Below are 18,813 nucleotides of genomic sequence, written 5' to 3'. Positions count from 1 at the left end.
TTAGGCCTGTTTTACCGGGTATCGTATCTCGCTTGTTTTTTGCAGTATTTCGATAACGATACGGTCTAACGATTCGACACTGGTTTTCAGCATGCCCAAAATTTCCGCGTTAATAGGAGCGGCAGGATTATCAAACTCAAACAGATCAAACAAACCTAATATATGTGCAACAGGCACTCTAACCTGGTGCGATTGCAGGAAGGCGATCTCAAGTAGTTTTTCGTGTTGCTTTTTTAATTCATCGTCGGCAGTTTTTTTCTTTTTTCGCTCTCCGGCCTCTTTTAGCGCACGGTTGATTTTTGGTGTTAGCGAGAATAATTTGTCTTTCAATACATAATCGGTAATGCCATATTTGATCAAATCAACAGCGCGCTCATCGCCCAACGTCCCCGAAACAATAATAAATGGAACATCTGGCGAAATACCTTGTGTGATATTGAAAGCCGTAAATCCATCAAAAGATGGTAAAGAATAATCGGATAATATGATATCGGGTTTAAAGCTTTTAAGTTGATCTTCAAATGTTTCGCGTGTTTGAACAAGGCTTGAGATAAAGTTCAAACCGTTCTTTTTTAGCTCACGCAGTAGCAGGTCGGCATCGCTTTGATTATCTTCTATAATCAGTATTTTTAATTCAGGTTTCATAATAGGGGTTTCGGCTATTTAATGATATTGTATTATTCGGGCAATTGGCTCAGTACCATCCAGTACATGCCAATATCTTTTATCACCTGGAAAAAATTTTCGCTTTCTACTGGTTTAACAATATAGCTGTTAGCGCCAAGAGCGTAGCATTGTTGTATATCCGGATCTTCTTTAGAGGACGTGAGTATTACGATAGGTATAGATTTAAATTCCGGATCGGATTTAATTCTCTCCAATACTTCCATGCCCGACATTTTTGGCATCTTCAGATCCAGTAATATCAGTTTAGGATGATTGTTTATGTTTCGGGTAACGTATTGTTCGCGGGCATAAATAAAGTCGAGCGCTTCGGCTCCGTCTTTAACGTGGTGAACTGTGTTTACAAACCCACTTTTTTTAAAGGCACGTAAGGTTAGCATAGCATCATCCAGGCTGTCTTCAACAAATAAAATTTCAATGTTCTCGTGACTCATTTATGGGGATTTAAGAATTGATATTGGGTAAACTGAAATAAAAGGTGGTTTCTTTATTTAGTTTTGATTCAGCCCAAACGGTGCCGTTATGGCGATTTACAATTTTTTGTACTATGGCCAGGCCTATGCCTGTGCCTTCAAATTCTTCTTGCGAATGGAGACGTTGGAAAACGCCGAACAGTTTATCATAATACTGCATATCAAAGCCGGCACCATTGTCTTTTACATAATAAACTACCTGTGCACCTTCCTGATACGCCCCTATTGCAATGGGAGAGTTTGATTTGTTTTTTGAATACTTGATAGCGTTAGAGATCAAATTTATCCAAACCTGCTTTATCAGCGATTGATCGCCTTTGGCCGGGGGTAAAACTTCGATATTAAACTCTATTTTTTGCTCTTTATCTTCTACCAGAAAATCTTCTTTTAAAGTATTTACCAGCATGTTCATGTTGATATCGGCGAGGGTAACCTGTTTCCGGCCCAATTTTGAAAATGCCAGCAAATCGTCAATGAGTTGCCCCATTTTTTTTGAGTTTTTGCGAATGGAGTGTAAAACGGCCACACCATCGCTATCTAATTTGTCGGAATAATCTTCTTCCAAAATCTGGGCATAGCCATTGATACCCCTAATGGGAGCCCGTAAATCGTGCGAAACCGAATAGGAAAAAGCTTCTAATTCTTTGTTCACCGCTTCTAACTGGGCAGTACGTTCAATTACTTTTTGCTCCAGTTCTTCGTTAAATTTGCGGATATCATCTTCGGCCTTTTTTAGTTCTGTGTTGGCAGTTAATAATTCGATGGCCCGCTTTTCTTTTTCTTCATTTTGAAAGGCAAGTTCTTTATTCGCTATAATTAGTTCGGCTGCACGTTTCTCTTTTTCATCGTTTTGGAAAGCAAGCTCTTTGTTGGCAATGATTAACTCAGCAGCCCGTTTTTCTTTTTCGTCGTTCTGAAAGGCTAATTCTTTATTGGCTATAATTAACTCAGCAGCCCGTTTTTCTTTTTCATCGTTTTGAAAGGCTAATTCTTTGTTGGCTATAATTAATTCGGCCGCGCGGTGTTCTTTTTCATCATTTTGGAAAGCCAATTCTTTGTTGGCAATAATTAATTCGGCCGCACGTTTTTCCTTTTCGTCATTTTGAAAAGCGAGTTCCTTATTGGCTATTAATAATTCGGCCGCACGGTGTTCTTTTTCATTGTTTTGGAAAGCCAGTTCTTTATTTGCAATAATGAGTTCGGCAGCGCGGTCTTCCTTTTCATCATTCTGAAAAGCCAGTTCTTTATTAGCTATGAGCAATTCGGCCGCACGGTTTTTCTTCTCCTGGTTTTGAAAAGCCAGTTCTTTGTTAGCGATATTTAGTTCGGCTGCACGGTTCTCTTTTTCAATATTTTGAAAGGCGAGTTCCCTGTTCGCGATCAGCAGCTCATTAGAGCTTTCTTTTTCACTCATATCATATGATGAATCAGTGTTGTATTTAAATGCTAGTAATAAATTGAAGGCCTCCTGGTCATAAAAACGATCAAAACGTGGTATTGAAGATGTTAAACCTGGATCAGGGACTGAGATGCAGAAGCAGCCATTTGTCTAAAAAAGGTTAGTAAAGGTAGCGAATAAGAATGTAAACAATATAAACTTAATGAGTTATAATATCCGGAAGTGGTAAGGTTATAAAAATAACATTACCCTGGTATCATCCATCTGAATTATGAAAGTAATATATGAAGTTTCGACTTTAATACAAAGGAGCAGAAGGAGAAATAAGAAAAATTACTCTTTTATTGCCGCCTTAACCAAATAGGGCAAGATTTCTTTCTGGAAAGAAACAAAGTTTTTGCGCACATCCGAATCGCTTACCGAAGTAAATGCAAAGCTGAAAACAATGCTTTTGCTTGATTTGATCAAAAAGCGGAGGCGTTGCGGATAAGTTTCATCCTTACGGAAATCGCTTACTTTGGTGAATGAGCTTATTAATAGTTCTTCGAGCTCGTTGGAGAGGCTCTTTAAAAAATCCTGTGAGTTGGTGCTTTCGCGGATAAAATCCCAGCCGATAAACTCGTTGCAAACAGTGTAGGATAGGCGCGATGTTTTCATGATGAGGTTAGTTAAATGGGTTTCCTCATCCATGTCGTTATTATAGTTGTGTATGATCTCGTCAACACTAACTTTAAGATAATCCATCAGCAAGGCATGCAAAACATCTTCCTTGCTTTCAAAATATTTGTAAATAGTGGCCTTGGCAATTTTGGCGCGTTTGGCAATTTCGTTCACGCTGGTTTTGTGGTACCCGAATTTACGGAACAGATCTTGCGCGGCACGTTTTATGCTCTCTTTTATTTTATCAACTTCCATTTTTAACTGGATACAAATATCTCATTATTACTCACATTTACCACATCTGATTTTAACGACCTTGTTGCGGGCTTATTTACCAGCAAATATTAGTTGCTAATGTACAATTGATTAAATTGTACGCTGGCAGAATATTGCTTTAACGAACGTGTAGCCGGCGCTTTTACCGGTGAGCCATCAGCCAGCGAAAATTTTGAGCCGCTGCATGGGTCGGTTACGGTTAATGTTGGATCGTCCAGCGTTACGGCGCACCGTTTTTCGGGTTCGTAGGCGCTACATCTATCATAAGCCAGGTATCCTCCGGTTGGGCTCCGGTAAATAATAATGCCCAAAACGCCGCCGCTTATTACCACCGCGCCGCCAAACGCGGTTAGCTTGCTTAAGCGCGGGTCTGTTAGCGGCGCGTTAAAGTTTACCGATACATTTGGTATATAGCTCGAATCGGTTTTACCGCAACTTAAGCACATTAAAGTTAGTATTATCGCACCAAATCGTTTCATCACCTGTCCCACTTACGTTTAATTTATGCCTTCCAGATTTATTTTAGATCACCTCGGTTTGAAACTGGTTTAAAAAGCGAACATCGTTCTCTGAGAATAAGCGCAGATCGCGGATCACATATTTTAAGTTGGTGATACGCTCAATACCCATCCCGAAAGCGAAACCACTATATTTTTTAGAATCGATACCGCAGTTTTCTAAAACGTTAGGATCAACCATACCGCAGCCTAAAATTTCTACCCAACCACTGTATTTGCACATGTTACAGCCCGCGCCTTTGCATATGGTGCATGATACATCCATTTCGGCAGATGGCTCGGTGAAGGGGAAGTATGACGGGCGGAAGCGCACCTGTGTGCCTTCGCCGTAAAGTTCTTGAACGAAGTGATATAGGGTTTGTTTCAGATCGGAGAAGGATACATTCTCGTCGATATACAAACCTTCAACCTGATGAAAAAAGCAGTGCGCACGGGCCGATATAGCCTCGTTACGATAAACACGACCGGGCATAATAGCGCGGAAGGGTGGTTTACCCATCTCCATCATGCGTACTTGTACCGATGAGGTATGGGTGCGCAATGCGATATCATCTTTACCCGCGTTCTTTTTGATGAAGAAGGTATCCTGCATATCCCGGGCCGGGTGCTCTTCGGGAAAATTCAATGCCGAGAAGTTATGCCAATCGTCTTCTATCTCCGGTCCTTCGGCAACTACGAAGCCTAAACGTTTGAAGATGTCGATAATCTCGTTACGGATCAGTGACAGCGGATGGCGTGAGCCCACAGCAAAGCCTTCTCCCGGAAGGGTAAGATCAGATTTTAAGTCCTGAGTCTTGGGTCCTGAGTCCTGAGTCTCTTTAAGCTCATTGTATCTGGCTTCGGCTAATTGCTTGAACTCGTTCAATACCTTACCGAAGGTGCGTTTTTCTTCGGGACTAACATTTTTGAAATCTTCGAACAGATCTTTAACCAAACCTTTGGTCCCTAAATATTTTATACGGAATGCTTCCAGCTCTTCGGCTTTTGCGGTAGCGAAGGCTTTGATCTCGGCAGTGTATTGGTTTATTTTATCTTGCATTATTTGGTGTTGTTGTATCGTAAAACGATGTCGTCAATGTTATAGTAATTCAGTTTTTCCTGTTCTATGTCCAAAACTAACTGTGGGTTATCTTTTAAATATTGTGCGGCAAATTTTTTGAATGGCTTTTTGCGTTGCGGTACCAGAGTATATTGGTTTTCGTTTTTTCGTTTTAAATAGAAACTATTTTTTAAGTAGGGTTTGTCTTGAATTATTAGGTCATGCATTACATTCCCGTTTACCACATTGCCCTTCATCATTGCATAATTCACCATTGTGCCATCTATTCTATGGCCACCGGTTGTGTATTTTTCAGTGATTTTATAGAGGCAGACATTTGAACCATAAATTTCTTGCCTGATAAATTTATGGTTGTGAACTAATCTATCGCTAGGAGCCGCATGTCCGCCCGCATATTTTACCATAAAACTATCGGCCAAAACTTTAAAGGTATCAACCCTGATTTGCAAACCATTTATGCTATTTTCAAGCATAGGCTTTCTATTACTGATGCGAGTAAATCCAGTTAATAGGCTATTCTTGATATGCGGTTTCAGATTTTTATCTGATGTGTCTGCCTGTGCAGTAAAACCGTTTAACTCCTGGGCATCATAGCGTTTATTTTTTTTAGTAAGGGTATCCTTAAAAACTACAACGTTACCGTTAAATTTTATCAACCCGTATTGAATAATGTTTGTTGGAAGGATGATATAGCCTTTTACAAAATTATCAATATCAAACTCTGTATCGTTAATAAAAAAATATTTATTGTTATCTACTTTTTGCTCGTTGGTATTATATACATCATCGCCAGTATCCTTTTTTTGCGAAAACGAGGTTTCGGTTAAAGAGAATAATAGGATGAAAACCAGGAAAGCGCTTAAGTGTAGCTTCAACTATGTAACGACTAAAAATATAACATCAAAAATACACCAATTATTTTATTACCCCTAACTCTTTACCCACCTTAGTAAAAGCTGCAATAGCCTTATCTAAATGATGCTGATCGTGCCCGGCAGATATTTGTACACGGATACGGGCCTTGCCTTGCGGTACTACCGGGTAATAGAAACCGATAACGTAGATGCCTTCTTCGAGCATTTTGGAGGCAAAATCCTGGGATAGTTTGGCGTCGTAGAGCATTACGGGTACTATGGGATGCACACCAGGCTTGATATCAAAGCCGGCTTCCGTCATGGCTTTGCGGAAATATTGGGTGTTGTTTTCCAGCTTATCACGGAGGCCTGTGCTTTCGCTTAACATATCAATTACGGTTATTGATGCGCCGGTGATTGATGGGGCCAACGTGTTAGAGAATAAGTATGGGCGTGATCGCTGGCGCAGCATATCAATAATTTCTTTTTTGCCGGATGTGAAACCGCCGGACGCGCCACCTAACGCTTTACCCAATGTGCCAGTGATGATATCTATTTTATCCATTACACCGCAATGTTCGTGTGTGCCACGGCCCGTTTTACCCATGAAGCCGGAGCAATGGCTTTCGTCTATCATCACTAAAGCATTGTATTTTTCGGCTAAAGCGCAGATCAGATCTAAGCGGGCAACGGTGCCGTCCATTGAGAACGCGCCGTCGGTAACGATAATGCGGTGACGGAGATCTTTGCTGGCTTGCAGTTTTTCTTCCAGATCGGCCATGTCGTCATGTTTGTAACGGTAGCGTTGGGCCTTACATAGGCGAACCCCATCGATGATGGATGCGTGGTTCAATTCGTCGGATATGATGGCATCCTGCTCGTTAAATAATGGTTCAAATACACCGCCGTTGGCATCAAATGCGGCGGCATACAGAATGGTATCTTCGGTGCCCAAAAAATCGGAGAGCTTTTTTTCGAGTTGTTTGTGGATATCCTGCGTTCCGCAAATGAAACGTACAGACGACATACCATAACCATGCGAATCGATAGCGGCTTTGGCTGCTGCTATAACTTTGGGGTGCGATGATAGGCCAAGATAGTTGTTAGCGCAAAAATTGATCACTTCCTGTCCGCCGGCAACGGTAATATCGGCGCCTTGCGGCGATGTGATAACGCGTTCCTTTTTGTATAGACCTGCTTTTTCTATCTCCGCGAGTTCTTGCTGTAATACCGGTTGCAAAGTTTTGTACATTGGTATGGTGATTATATCAGAGGGCAAATTTACAGAATAGCTGTGATTTAGTTTAATGGTTTGTTAGCCTGAGGTAATTTATCATATTTAAAACAAACTTTTTTTGCCCAAACTGCTTTATGGTTTAACAAATAGCTTATGATCAGAAGTCTAATTATATTTTTTGCGCTGTTGATATCTGTTCCGGTGTTAGGGCAGCAAAGCATTTTATCCGGTAAAATAACGGATAGTCAGGGTGCTCCTATCCCGTTCACATCGGTTTATATAAACGGTACCGCACAAGGTACAAGCGCAAACCAAAGCGGCTATTATCAGCTTAGGCTAAAACCAGGCAGGTATGTTGTTAATTACCGCTTGGTTGGCTTTAAACAAGTAACAGATGAAGTTGAGATCAGCGGAAGCACCAGCCATAATGTACAACTGACTTATGAAGATTACCAGTTAAAGCAAAGCGGTACCAACGATGAAGATCCGGCAAACGCGATCATCCGTAATGCTATTGCTAAACGTGAGTTTTATTTGAATGAGGTAAAGGCCTATTCAAATAATGTTTATATACGTGGCGTACAACGATTGATAAGTGCGCCCAAGGGGATGTTATCAAGAGGGGTAGCGCGCGAGCTGCAATTAAACTTGCAAAGCAACAGTATACTCTACATGGCCGAATTTCAGTCGCAATTAAATTATGAACAGCCAGACAAGTATAAAGAGGTAATGATATCATCAAAAGCAACGGGTAATTACAATGCTTTTAATTTTAACAGGGCTGCTGATCTCCGGATCAATTTTTACGAAAATATATTTAACATTGAAGGGCTTAGTCCGCGCGGTTTTGTATCGCCAATTGCCGATCATGCTTTTAAGTTTTACAATTACAAACTGCTTGGAACAAGCACCGAGAATGGCAGGACTATAGATAAGATCCAGGTTATTCCGATTAAAGAACGTGGGCCGGTTTTTAGAGGTAACATTTATATTATAGAAAACGAATGGCGTATTTATGGCGCTCACTTATATGTAACTAAACAACAAAACCTCAATTTTGTAGATACCTTAAACATTAACCAGCAATACATCCCTGTTAAGGATAATGTTTGGCAGCCATCTTCGGTTTCACTTACTTATAGTGGTGATGTATTAGGGTTTAGGTACAACGGTTACATATTGGGTACGTTTAGCGATTATAACCTTGACCCTAAATTTCCGCCGCATTTTTTTAACGGTGAAATAGTACGGGTAACCGGCGAAAGCGCAGAAAGGGATTCGGTTTACTGGAGGCAAAACCGGCCTGTGCCATTAATGCCGGATGAGCAGCGTAATTACAACATTAAAGATAGTATTGCTACCAAGCATGATACTCCACAGTTTAGAGATTCGTTAGAAAAAGCGAACAATCACTTTAATCCTGTAAGCTATATATTCTTTGGCGATACCATCAGGCATAGCGAAAAAAGAGAAACCATATCTGTTAACCCACTTTATGATATGGTGCAATACAATACGGTTGAAGGCTGGGTAGTTGATTTTAAACCCACTTATAGCAAAGGGCTTGCTGATGGAAAAAATTATACGATATCGCCAGAGTTGAGATATGGATTTGAGAATAACATAGCAAGCATTAATACCGGGTTTACTTATAATTACGACCCGAATAATCAGGGTGCTATTTATGGCAAGGTGGGTACCGGAATTTACAACCTGAATAATGTTGGATCGGTAAGTACGTTTTTAAATAGTATTAACAGTTTGTATTTTAAGGATAATGATTTAAAGCTATACCGTTCGAAAAATATAATGGCGGGTACCAGGCGAGAAGTTACAAGAGGCTTATTATTGGACGGGAACCTGGAATATGCGATAAGGAACGCCTTACAAAACACATCGAACAGAACAGTACGCAGTTTTCCTGATAAGGAGTTTACATCGAATAACCCTTATGTACCCGCTCCGCCATTGAGTGCTCCGCTTTTGTTTGACCAAAGCGATGCGTTAACCTTGAAGTTATCGGCAACGTATACTTTTGATGAGGATTATGTAACAACACCTACAGGACGTATCTATAATGAATCGAAGTATCCTAAGATCAAAGTTAATTACCGTAAAGGTATCAAGAGCTTATTTGGCTCGGATGTAGATTATGACTACGCTGATCTGCAAGTATTTCACGATCATATTAACTTAGGTATTTATGGTTTTTCGTCGTTTTTAATTACAGCGGGTAATTTTTTCAATACAAATGCTTTGAGCTATCCTGATTATAAATGGTTTCAGGGTAACCAGGGCATCACTTTTACACCGGGTATAAACCAGTTTCATTTTTTGCCATATTATTATTACAGCAATAGCTCATTTGTGGAAGCGCATTATGAGCATAACTTTTCGGGCTTTTTATTTAATAAGATACCCGCCATTGGTAAGTTAAAGCTTGAAGAAATTGTTGGAGGTAACTTTTTAGCGCAAAAGGGCCAACCTAATTATGGTGAAATTTATATAGGTGTACAACGTTTCTTCTTTAGGGTTGATTATGGTTTTGTTTACCGTGGCGAGGGGCATTTTGATCAGGGGATCAAGCTGTATTTTGGGCTTTAGAGCGTAAAGTTAAAAGCGAAGGGCTTCCTTTTATTAACGCTAATGCAACGGCTTACAGCTTTAGGCTTTTGGCTTTAAGCTAAAATGGTTATCTTTGCAACTCATTAAACGCTGTTTGAAGCAGTATCAATGCTATTATGACAAAGTATCAAACACTACTCTATTATTGCTATTCGGCAATTGCGGATGGGGAGCAATACGCTACCGATCATTTAAAATTTTGTAAATCGTTAAACCTGGTTGGGCGCATTATTGTAGCCGATGAGGGCTTGAACGGAACTGTATCAGGTTCGGCGGAATCATGTAAAATTTACATAGATACGCTGCATGCTGATCCGCGTTTCGCGGGGATCGATTTTAAGGTGGATGATGTGGAAGAACCATCGTTTGTTAAAATGCATGTGCGTTATAAATCGGAGATAGTGCATTCTGGTTTACGCGATCCTCATATTATTAATCCGGAAGAGAAGACGGGCATCCATTTAGGAGCCCAGGATTTTTTGGCGATGAAAGACCGTGACGATGTTGTGGTTTTGGATGTGCGTTCAAACTACGAGCATTCGGTAGGTAAGTTTAAGAACGCGGTTACTTTGGATATTGATAATTTCCGCGATTTTCCGTCGAAGATAAACGAGCTTGCTCAATACAAGGATAAAAAGATAATTACTTATTGCACCGGCGGTATCAAGTGCGAAAAGGCTTCGGCTTTGTTGCTGCACGAAGGTTTTACCGATGTTTACCAGTTGCATGGCGGTATTATTAAATATGGCAAAGATGCCGGTGGCGAAGATTTTGACGGCAAGTGCTATGTGTTTGATAACCGTTTAACAGTGGATGTGAATGCGGTGAATCCGAAAGTGATATCAACCTGCTACAATTGCGGAACTACTACGGCTAAGATGATCAACTGTGCTAACCCGGAGTGTAATGAGCACTTTACCCAATGCGATGCCTGCGGCGAGGCTTTGGATGGCTGCTGCTCTGATGCCTGTAAGCAACATCCGCGCAAGCGTGTGTATGATGGTACGGGGTATTATGTGAAGGTACCGCAGCAAGCCTCTCCTAAATCCTCTCCAAAGGAGAGGACTTTGAATATCTTATGATACTGGTCAGCCAGGATACGTTAAACAAATGCCCTCTCCTTTGGAGAGGGCAGGGTGAGGCATGAAAGCCATTATTATTGGCGCCGGTATTGCCGGGATAGCTACGGCTATCCGGTTGGCAGTTAAAGGCTATGATGTGGAGGTTTTTGAGGCGAACAGCTATGCTGGTGGCAAATTATCCGAAATACATTTAGGTGAATACCGCTTTGATGCCGGGCCGAGTTTGTTTACCATGCCACAATATGTGGATGAGTTGTTTGAACTGGCCGGTAAAGCACAACAATTTAAATACCACAAGCTTGATATTAATTGCCAATATTTTTATGAGGATGGTACAACACTTACCGCTTATGCCGATGAGGTTAAGTTTATGAAGGAAGTTGCCGAATTTACCGATGAAGATCCGGCTAACGTAATGCGCTATTTTAAAAATAGCCGGAACATCTACCACATTACCAATCATGTTTTTTTGGAGCGCTCGCTGCGCAGGCTGAAAACCTATTTGCGATGGGATACTGTGAAATCTATTTTTAGGTTCGGACAGATAGATGCTTTCAGGAGCATGCACCAGGCTAATGTGGATTTTTTTAAGGATAAGCGGATGGTTCAGTTTTTTGACCGTTATGCTACTTATAATGGATCGAACCCTTATCAAGCACCAGCTACCTTGAATGTGATACCACATTTGGAGCAGCACTTTGGCGCTTATTTCCCGGAAGGTGGTATGTATAGCATTACTACAAGTCTGGTTGAACTGGCTAAATCTGTTGGTGTTAGGTTCAATTATAATTCGCCGGTTGATGAGATCGTTTTGAATGGGTTAAAGGTTAAGGGTGTAAAGGTTAGAGGTGAGTTACACGTGGCGAATGTTGTAGTGTCAAACATGGATGTTTGGTTTACGTATAACAAGCTGCTTAAATCGTACCCTAAACTACAGCCTAAAAAGATATTGAAGCAGGAGCGGAGTAGTTCGGCATTGATATTTTATTGGGGGATTGGGAAGGGATTTGCGGAACTTGATTTGCATAATATATTTTTTAGCGCAGATTACCAGGCTGAGTTTAATGCGATATGGAAAGAGCGGGGAATTTATCATGACCCGACGGTATATGTGAATATCAGTTCAAAGTTTAAACCGGACGATGCGCCTGCTGGTTGTGAAAACTGGTTTGTGATGATCAATGTTCCGGCAAATATGGGGCAGGATTGGGATGCGCTAATCGCGGAAGCGCGAAAGAATATATTGAATAAACTGTCGCAGAGATTGGGTGAGGATATTGGTAGTTTGATACGATGTGAGTCGGTTTTGGACCCACGGGCTATTGAGCGCATAACATCATCGTACCAGGGCTCTATTTACGGGACGAGTTCGAACGGGCAATTCGCGGCATTTTTGCGGCATGCTAACCGGTCGCCGAAAGTTAAGGACCTATATTTTTGCGGGGGGAGTGTTCACCCGGGCGGTGGGATTCCGCTGGCCTTACTTTCGGGTAAAATTGTGAGTGACTGGGTGGATATGTGACCGATTTTTCGTATATTTATATGTGCGATGAGTGTTGGTGAGAACATCAACATGGCGGCGAATTAAGTGTTAGGGAGATAGAATTAATTCTTACTATTTCCCCCTTTAGAATCTAAAAATAGTTAGGTTTTAAGGTCGATTTAATTCTTACAATACCATCTAAAGGGAAGAGTATATTTTAAATGCTGAATAGTTCTTACAATATCCCCCTTCTTTTTGTATTTCAAAACCTACTTTGATGGAACAAGTGGCGCGGTAACAGGGGAGGCCAGTGCTTCGTCGATAGTTTTAGAGATCCAGTATGGGTTTGATGGTTGGTTTGATACGCTGGAGTAGGCTACTTTACCATCGCGGTTTACTACCACGTTTGTTGGGTAAAGGTGAACGCCATATTTTTCGGCTATGTAACGGCCTCCATCAATGATGTGATAATTGAAGGGGTTAATTTTCATGTAACGTTCAACGGCATCAGCATCATCAAGGCAAATAGCTACAAATACTACGTCCTTATTGTCTTTGTATTTATCGGCAATAGCGTTCAGATCGGGTATTTCTGCACGGCAGGGTGGACAGCCAATAAACCAGAAGTTCACCACGTAAACTTTACCCGCATTCTTTTTAAGATCTATCTTTTCGCCGTCGAAGGCTTTTTCTTTAAAGGGTTTAAATACATCGCCCGCGTGGAATTGATCGCTCTCTTTGGGTTTTTGAGGTGTTCTGGTTTGAGCGTAAACCCTTTGCTTGTTTGTGGCGCTAATTGGATAGATAAGATATTCAGGCTTGCCTTCAGCAGTTTTTACACCACTCCGTTTCAGGCTGAATTTTCCGCTGGTTAACAGTGCTGTCCAAATATCATAACTGTATTGGTGGCCCGTAGAGTCTTTTACAATTGTGCTGGCATCAAGCACCGTTTTTGGAGGGCTTGCAGGTGGTGGTGATGTTTGAGCACGACCAAGACTGCCTAAGCCGATTGTTAAACAAAATACAAGGATTAGTTTTTTCATTTGAATAGATAATAGGTTCAATAAACATACAAATAATTGTTAAGTTCATATCCATAAATAAAACTATGAAAGCGATATTTATTGGCCTGATATTATTGATTCCGTTTGCCGCGCATAGCCAGTTGAAACCGGGCTATGACAAACAGGAATACTTAGAACTGTTGCGGATATCGCGCAAGCAGTTTGAGAAGAAGGCTATTAAGGATAGTATCCCCGAGCCAAGGGAATATCAAATGGTTTACCGGTCGGCGGTTGGTCCGTTGAAGAACAGGTGGGACCTGTGGGTGAATGGGCGTGGTACGGCGATAATCAGCATTATGGGCAGCACCAATGCGCAGGAAAGCTGGCTGGAGAACTTTTACGCGGCCATGGTTCCGGCTAAAGGGGTGCTGCAGTTGAATGATTCTACAAAATTTGATTATCATTTAGCGCAAAGCCCAAAAGCTACGGTGCACATTGGCTGGTTACTGGGTATGGCCAACCTTTCGGGAAGTATTGTTGAGCAGATCAATAAGGCTTATAAAGGGAAAGGTATCAAAGACTTTATTATTATGGGGCATAGCCAGGGCGCGGCTATCGCTTATTTGCTAAGATCGTATCTGGCTGATATGCAAACTAAAGGCATTATCCCGAAAAGTATAACATTTAAAACTTATTGCAGCGCACCACCAAAAGCAGGTAATGTATATTATGCTTACGATTATGAGTTTTTAACAGCAGGCGGTTGGGGCATATCGGTTACAAACGCGAGCGACTGGGTGCCGCAAACACCTTTTACCATACAAACCATGGCCGATTTTAATATGCCTAACCCGTTCACCAATGCTAAAGCTGTAATTAAGCAGCAACCGTTTTTTGTGCGTTTGTATGTGAACCATGTTTATAACCGCATTAAAAAGACTCCCGAAAAGGCACAAAAAACCTATGAAGATTATCTGGGGCACCTGGTTTATAAGTTTGTTAAGAAGAGTATGCCTCAATTTAAAGAGCCCGTATATTCGCCAAATGGATTGTTTACCCGTATTGGTTCCCCGGTTATTTTGATGCCTGATGATAGTTATAACCGAAAGTTTACAGACTCCAAAAACATATTTTTGAATCATGATTTTGGAGCCTATTACTACCTTGCACAAAACCAGTAATAATTAGGCTAATGGTTGTAACAAATGATACCGTAGTGCTGTCTTAATAATGTAATTAGCTAATTTTTTGCCCATGTCTGTACAGATGAATTATAAGGAGAATATCGCGGTGGCGCTGCAATCTATCGGTGGTAACCGGTTGCGTACTTCGTTAACATCATTGATCATCGCGATAGGGATTATGGCTCTGGTTGGTATTTTAACAGCCATTGAGGGCATTAAGCAATACACGAACGATGCTTTTTCGAGCATGGGCGCTAACTCATTCACCATACGTAACAGGGGCGGGGGAATCCGTTTTGGCGGAGGGCGTGGTAAGGTTTACCCGGCTATCCGTTATGAAGATGCAGTGCGTTTTAAAAAGATATTTACAGTACCATCTATCATTTCAATTAACACCTATGCATCTTACGCTGGTACAGCAAAGTATCTGGATAAAAAGACCAACCCTAATATTTCTGTTTTAGGTGCCGATGAAAATTACCTGCAAACGGGTGGTTATAAACTGGCAGCAGGCCGCAATTTCTCTTCCGCCGAATTGGAGCATGGCGCTAATGTTGTTATTGTTGGGGATGAGATCAAAAGCAAGCTCTTTAAAAATGAAGACCCTATCAATAAAATGATGACCATTGGTTCCAATAAATTCCGCATTATTGGTTTGCTGGCCTCAAAGGGCTCAAGCGCTGGTTTTGGTGGCGATAAAACCTGTATCATCCCGGTTTTTAAGGCTAAACAGATCACTACTAATCCTAATCCATCGTTCACTATCGGGGTTATGGTAGGTAATGCCACAGCTTTGGAAACCACAACAGGGGAGGCAACATCGGCATTTAGGGCCATACGCCGTTTGCCTATAAGCCGCGAAGCTAATTTTGAGATAACCCGTAGTGATTCTGTTCAGCAGCAATTATCAGGGCAACTCGCTGGTATTACCATTGCTGGTATGGCCGTTGGCTTAATTACACTAATTGGCGCATCTATTGGTTTGATGAATATTATGCTGGTATCGGTTACTGAACGTACACGTGAGATAGGTATCCGTAAGGCTATTGGTGCTACACCATCGGTAATACGCAAACAGTTTTTGATAGAAGCGGTGGTAATTTGCCTGATAGGCGGGGCCGGCGGAATAGTTTTAGGTATGGCGGTTGGTAACCTGATAGCTGTACAAATAAGCGGGAGCTTTGTTATACCCTGGTTATGGCTGTTATTGGCAATTGTTTTATGTACCGGTATTGGTTTAATGTCGGGATTTTATCCTGCTAAAAAAGCCTCTAAACTTGACCCGGTTGAGGCCTTGCGTTACGAATAAGTTAACGCCTAAAGCAATTGCTTGTTTTTAAGGGATTGGCTGTTCAATAATCGTTGCACATAAGGCATACGTAGCGAGTGTAAAAATGCTTCGGCATGGCGCAGGTGGTGCATATCGCTTGATATAAAATCGACTAGGCCACGGTCAACTAGTTCTTCGGCCATCTTTTTAGTTTCCTTGCCGTAATATCCGGTTAACGATATGGTGTTGATCTGGAATTGAAAACCCCAGTCTTTCAAATTTTTTAGCTCGTCGATTTTGTAATACAAATACCTTTCGGGATGGGCCAATATTGGTTGAATACCATTTGCTTTAAGCTTTTGGATAGTCATAATAAAAGCGGGCGGAGCAGTTATAAAGCCAAATTCAACCAATACGTATTTACCGTTACCCATTGTTAAAAGGGTGTTATTGTTTACCAGTTCAATAAAATGCTCATCAAAAAAGTATTCGGCGGCAGCTTCTATCGGGATGTTGATGCCTTGTTTTGTCAGTTCGGCCTTTAGTGTGTTTAGAGCTTCGTTAACTGTTTCGGGCGTATTGCGATAATAGTCCCACATTACATGCGGGGTCGCGATGATCTTTTGGATTCCGCCATCTATCATCTCTTTGATCAGGATAATGGAGTCTTCAACCGTGCCGGCGCCATCGTCAATGCCCGGGAGGATATGCGAGTGCATATCTACCCCAATGGCATTAAAGTTTAATGGCAGATTTTTTGCCTTGCGTTTAAAGAATCCAAACATTTTATCTGTCGGAGTATTGCTCCTGGTAGTATTGTTTGTAATGGCCAGATGTTACATCTTCGAGCCATTTTTCGTTAGCCAGGTACCAATCAACAGTTTTTTCTAAACCTTGTTCAAAGGTAATGCTTGGTACCCAACCTAATTCGTCTTTTAGTTTGGTAGCATCAATGGCATAACGCAGATCGTGGCCTGCTCTATCGGTAACGTAAGTGATCAGTTTAGCCGATTCACCTTCCGGGCGACCAAGCTTTTGATCCATTACTTTGCATAACTGGTGAATCAGATCAATATTGGTCCATTCGTTATGGCCGCCAATGTTGTAAGTTTTGCCGCTTTTAGCTTTATGGAATATCACATCAATAGCGCGTGCATGATCTTCAACCCAAAGCCAATCACGAATGTTTTCGCCCTTACCGTAGATAGGAATAGCTTTATTTTGTTTGATGTTATGGATAGATAATGGTATCAACTTCTCGGGAAAGTGGAAAGATCCATAATTATTTGAACAGTTTGATATTACGGCATTCATACCATAAGTATCCTGGTAGGCGCGTACAAAATGATCTGAGCTTGCTTTAGAGGCCGAATATGGAGAGTGTGGATCGTAAGCGGTTTCTTCGGTAAACATACCGGTTTCGCCTAATGTACCGTAAACCTCATCGGTAGATACATGGTAAAAACGGGTTTCATCATAACGGCCTTTCCATAATTCTTTTGCGGCGTTTAACAGGTTTACCGTACCAATCACATTGGTCATCACAAACTCCAATGGGTTGGTGATAGAGCGGTCAACATGCGACTCTGCAGCTAAATGGATAACGGCATCGGGCTGCTCGCTTTTGAATAGCTCGTTTATAAAGGTAGCATCAACAATATCGCCTTTTACAAACTTGTAGTTTGGTGAATTCTCGATATCGTGTAAGTTGGCCAGGTTACCGGCGTAAGTCAGTTTATCTAAATTGATAATTTGATATTGCGGATATTGTGTAACAAACCGCCTTACAACGTGCGAACCGATAAAGCCGGCTCCGCCTGTGATAATGATCTTTTTCATCTGTATAATATTAAAAGGGATCTGAAGCTAAATATTTTTCCCAGTTCCATGCCGAAGACATCATGCTTTCAACGCCCAGTTCGGCGGTCCAATTTAGCACATTTTTTGATTTGGTTACATCGCCCCAAACTTGCTCCACATCACCCGGGCGGCGTGGGCCTATCTGGTAATCCAGCTTTTCGCCGGTTGATGTTTCAAAAGCTTTGATGATATCTAAAACCGAGCTGCCATTACCGGTACCCAGGTTAAACATATCATAACCTTTATCGTAACCTTCGCTTTCCATTAATTTAAGGGCGGCAACATGTGCCTTGCCTAAATCAACAACGTGAATATAATCGCGAATGCAAGAGCCATCAGGTGTATTATAATCATCACCATACACGGTTATTTTGCCACGCTTGCCAATGGCAGATTGTGTGATAAATGGTACCAGGTTTTGAGGTACACCTATTGGTAATTCGCCAATTAACGCGGTATCATGTGCACCAACAGGGTTAAAATAGCGTAGTGATATGATCTTGTATTTACTGCCTGATGCAATAACATCCTGCAAAATCTCTTCGGCTATTTGTTTGGTATTGCCGTATGGCGATTGCGCTGGTTTTACAGAGGCGTTCTCGGTAACAGGCAATTCATCTGGCTGACCGTAAACGGTACAGCTTGATGAAAATACAAGGTTGACCGCTTTGCCGGTATAAGCTTGTAAAATATTGATCAACGAATAGAAGTTGTTTTGATAGTACTTTAATGGTAGGGCAACTGATTCGCCAACAGCTTTATATGCTGCAAAATGAATGATACCAGTAACGTCTGGTTCGGCAGCAGCAAGGCTGATCACAGATTTTTCGTCGCTCAGGTCAAGCTCATGGAACTTTGGCTTAAAGCCGATGATCTTAGCTATCTGATCTAAGATTTTGATGTTCGAGTTGGATAAGTTATCCACAATAACAGGCTCGTAACCGGCATTTACCAATTCAACTACCGTATGCGAACCGATATATCCTAAACCACCTGTAACCAGTATTTTAGACATGTTTATTTATTAAAGTAAGTAAAGTCTTTATGTTGAATTTCCTTATCGGGAAGGGATTTGAAGTATTCGTAAGTGATCTTCAAACCTTCGGCGCGGCCAACTTTGGGCTCCCAGCCTAAGATGGCTCTG

General features: G+C 41.4%; 17 protein-coding genes and 1 pseudogene. 5 read left to right on the top strand and 13 right to left on the bottom strand.

What is annotated here, in order from left to right:
- From ABIN91_RS01795 to kbl, 8 genes are all read right to left on the bottom strand, one after another.
- Window positions 1-645, bottom strand: coding sequence for a response regulator (locus ABIN91_RS01795; protein ID WP_348047825.1), 645 nt, complete (start codon window positions 643-645; stop codon window positions 1-3).
- Between the two features lie 32 nt (window positions 646-677).
- Window positions 678-1,118: a response regulator gene (locus tag ABIN91_RS01790; protein WP_348047823.1), complete on the bottom strand. Its 441-nt coding sequence runs from the start codon at window positions 1,116-1,118 to the stop codon at window positions 678-680.
- 10 nt (window positions 1,119-1,128) lie between these two features.
- Window positions 1,129-2,571 (bottom strand): ATP-binding protein, encoded by a 1,443-nt coding sequence (locus tag ABIN91_RS01785; protein ID WP_348047821.1) that lies wholly within the window; start codon window positions 2,569-2,571, stop codon window positions 1,129-1,131.
- 318 nt (window positions 2,572-2,889) lie between these two features.
- Window positions 2,890-3,471 carry a TetR/AcrR family transcriptional regulator gene (locus tag ABIN91_RS01780; protein WP_348047819.1) on the bottom strand — a complete coding sequence of 194 codons (582 nt, stop codon included), beginning with the start codon at window positions 3,469-3,471 and terminating at the stop codon, window positions 2,890-2,892.
- An 89-nt stretch (window positions 3,472-3,560) separates the two neighbouring features.
- A complete protein-coding gene (locus tag ABIN91_RS01775; RefSeq protein ID WP_348047817.1) occupies window positions 3,561-3,938 on the bottom strand; it encodes a hypothetical protein in 378 nt (125 codons plus the stop codon).
- Window positions 3,939-4,014: 76 nt separating this feature from the next.
- Window positions 4,015-5,049, bottom strand: a complete 1,035-nt coding sequence (gene pheS, locus ABIN91_RS01770; RefSeq protein ID WP_348047815.1) for a phenylalanine--tRNA ligase subunit alpha — start codon at window positions 5,047-5,049, stop codon at window positions 4,015-4,017.
- Window positions 5,049-5,726, bottom strand: a complete 678-nt coding sequence (locus tag ABIN91_RS01765; protein ID WP_348047813.1) for a hypothetical protein — start codon at window positions 5,724-5,726, stop codon at window positions 5,049-5,051. Before ABIN91_RS01765 ends, pheS begins: the two co-directional genes overlap by 1 nt.
- Before the next feature lie 259 nt (window positions 5,727-5,985).
- Window positions 5,986-7,176 (bottom strand): glycine C-acetyltransferase, encoded by a 1,191-nt coding sequence (kbl, locus tag ABIN91_RS01760; RefSeq protein ID WP_348047811.1) that lies wholly within the window; start codon window positions 7,174-7,176, stop codon window positions 5,986-5,988.
- Between the two features lie 138 nt (window positions 7,177-7,314).
- Between kbl and ABIN91_RS01755 the strand changes: the two genes are divergently transcribed.
- The 3 genes from ABIN91_RS01755 to crtD all read left to right on the top strand — a co-directional run bounded on the left by ABIN91_RS01755 (window position 7,315) and on the right by crtD (window position 12,390).
- Complete coding sequence (locus ABIN91_RS01755) at window positions 7,315-9,765, top strand: DUF5686 family protein (RefSeq protein ID WP_348047809.1); 2,451 nt, start codon at window positions 7,315-7,317, stop codon at window positions 9,763-9,765.
- A 137-nt stretch (window positions 9,766-9,902) separates the two neighbouring features.
- A complete protein-coding gene (locus ABIN91_RS01750) occupies window positions 9,903-10,868 on the top strand; it encodes a rhodanese-related sulfurtransferase (protein WP_348047807.1) in 966 nt (321 codons plus the stop codon).
- Window positions 10,869-10,929: 61 nt separating this feature from the next.
- A complete protein-coding gene (gene crtD / locus ABIN91_RS01745; RefSeq protein ID WP_348047805.1) occupies window positions 10,930-12,390 on the top strand; it encodes a 1-hydroxycarotenoid 3,4-desaturase CrtD in 1,461 nt (486 codons plus the stop codon).
- A gap of 230 nt (window positions 12,391-12,620) precedes the next feature.
- Here the strand turns inward: crtD and ABIN91_RS01740 are convergent, their stop codons facing one another.
- On the bottom strand, window positions 12,621-13,394 hold the full coding sequence (locus ABIN91_RS01740; RefSeq protein ID WP_348047803.1) for a TlpA disulfide reductase family protein: 774 nt from the start codon (window positions 13,392-13,394) through the stop codon (window positions 12,621-12,623).
- 65 nt (window positions 13,395-13,459) lie between these two features.
- Here ABIN91_RS01740 and ABIN91_RS01735 point away from each other — a divergent pair, with 65 nt between their 5' ends.
- Together ABIN91_RS01735 and ABIN91_RS01730 are read left to right on the top strand one after the other, a co-directional pair.
- On the top strand, window positions 13,460-14,536 hold the full coding sequence (locus tag ABIN91_RS01735; RefSeq protein WP_348047801.1) for a lipase family protein: 1,077 nt from the start codon (window positions 13,460-13,462) through the stop codon (window positions 14,534-14,536).
- Between the two features lie 73 nt (window positions 14,537-14,609).
- Complete coding sequence (locus tag ABIN91_RS01730; protein ID WP_348047799.1) at window positions 14,610-15,848, top strand: ABC transporter permease; 1,239 nt, start codon at window positions 14,610-14,612, stop codon at window positions 15,846-15,848.
- Between the two features lie 8 nt (window positions 15,849-15,856).
- Here the strand turns inward: ABIN91_RS01730 and ABIN91_RS01725 are convergent, their stop codons facing one another.
- The 4 genes and pseudogenes from ABIN91_RS01725 to ABIN91_RS01710 form a co-directional block, all read right to left on the bottom strand.
- Window positions 15,857-16,594, bottom strand: a complete 738-nt coding sequence (locus ABIN91_RS01725) for a CpsB/CapC family capsule biosynthesis tyrosine phosphatase (RefSeq protein ID WP_348047797.1) — start codon at window positions 16,592-16,594, stop codon at window positions 15,857-15,859.
- Window position 16,595: 1 nt separating this feature from the next.
- Window positions 16,596-17,648, bottom strand: a complete 1,053-nt coding sequence (rfbB, locus tag ABIN91_RS01720; protein ID WP_348047795.1) for a dTDP-glucose 4,6-dehydratase — start codon at window positions 17,646-17,648, stop codon at window positions 16,596-16,598.
- 10 nt (window positions 17,649-17,658) lie between these two features.
- Window positions 17,659-18,684: a UDP-glucose 4-epimerase GalE gene (gene galE, locus ABIN91_RS01715; RefSeq protein ID WP_348047793.1), complete on the bottom strand. Its 1,026-nt coding sequence runs from the start codon at window positions 18,682-18,684 to the stop codon at window positions 17,659-17,661.
- 2 nt (window positions 18,685-18,686) lie between these two features.
- Window positions 18,687-18,813, bottom strand: a pseudogene (locus ABIN91_RS01710) (SDR family NAD-dependent epimerase/dehydratase); the annotation flags it as partial.

The sequence above is a fragment of the Mucilaginibacter sp. genome, assembly GCF_039921305.1.
In the GTDB taxonomy this organism is placed as follows: domain Bacteria; phylum Bacteroidota; class Bacteroidia; order Sphingobacteriales; family Sphingobacteriaceae; genus Mucilaginibacter.
This window is presented reverse-complemented; position numbering and strand designations above follow the sequence as displayed.

Coding starts and splice junctions, on each gene's coding strand:
- ABIN91_RS01780 (WP_348047819.1), bottom strand. CDS start 3,471: ATGGAAGTTGATAAAATAAAAGAGAGCATAAAACGTGCCGCGCAAGAT.
- rfbB (WP_348047795.1), bottom strand. CDS start 17,648: ATGAAAAAGATCATTATCACAGGCGGAGCCGGCTTTATCGGTTCGCAC.
- ABIN91_RS01755 (WP_348047809.1), top strand. CDS start 7,315: ATGATCAGAAGTCTAATTATATTTTTTGCGCTGTTGATATCTGTTCCG.
- ABIN91_RS01785 (WP_348047821.1), bottom strand. CDS start 2,571: ATGAGTGAAAAAGAAAGCTCTAATGAGCTGCTGATCGCGAACAGGGAA.
- ABIN91_RS01790 (WP_348047823.1), bottom strand. CDS start 1,118: ATGAGTCACGAGAACATTGAAATTTTATTTGTTGAAGACAGCCTGGAT.
- ABIN91_RS01775 (WP_348047817.1), bottom strand. CDS start 3,938: ATGTGCTTAAGTTGCGGTAAAACCGATTCGAGCTATATACCAAATGTA.
- ABIN91_RS01795 (WP_348047825.1), bottom strand. CDS start 645: ATGAAACCTGAATTAAAAATACTGATTATAGAAGATAATCAAAGCGAT.
- galE (WP_348047793.1), bottom strand. CDS start 18,684: ATGTCTAAAATACTGGTTACAGGTGGTTTAGGATATATCGGTTCGCAT.
- ABIN91_RS01725 (WP_348047797.1), bottom strand. CDS start 16,594: ATGTTTGGATTCTTTAAACGCAAGGCAAAAAATCTGCCATTAAACTTT.
- crtD (WP_348047805.1), top strand. CDS start 10,930: ATGAAAGCCATTATTATTGGCGCCGGTATTGCCGGGATAGCTACGGCT.
- ABIN91_RS01730 (WP_348047799.1), top strand. CDS start 14,610: ATGTCTGTACAGATGAATTATAAGGAGAATATCGCGGTGGCGCTGCAA.
- ABIN91_RS01750 (WP_348047807.1), top strand. CDS start 9,903: ATGACAAAGTATCAAACACTACTCTATTATTGCTATTCGGCAATTGCG.
- ABIN91_RS01735 (WP_348047801.1), top strand. CDS start 13,460: ATGAAAGCGATATTTATTGGCCTGATATTATTGATTCCGTTTGCCGCG.
- kbl (WP_348047811.1), bottom strand. CDS start 7,176: ATGTACAAAACTTTGCAACCGGTATTACAGCAAGAACTCGCGGAGATA.
- pheS (WP_348047815.1), bottom strand. CDS start 5,049: ATGCAAGATAAAATAAACCAATACACTGCCGAGATCAAAGCCTTCGCT.
- ABIN91_RS01740 (WP_348047803.1), bottom strand. CDS start 13,394: ATGAAAAAACTAATCCTTGTATTTTGTTTAACAATCGGCTTAGGCAGT.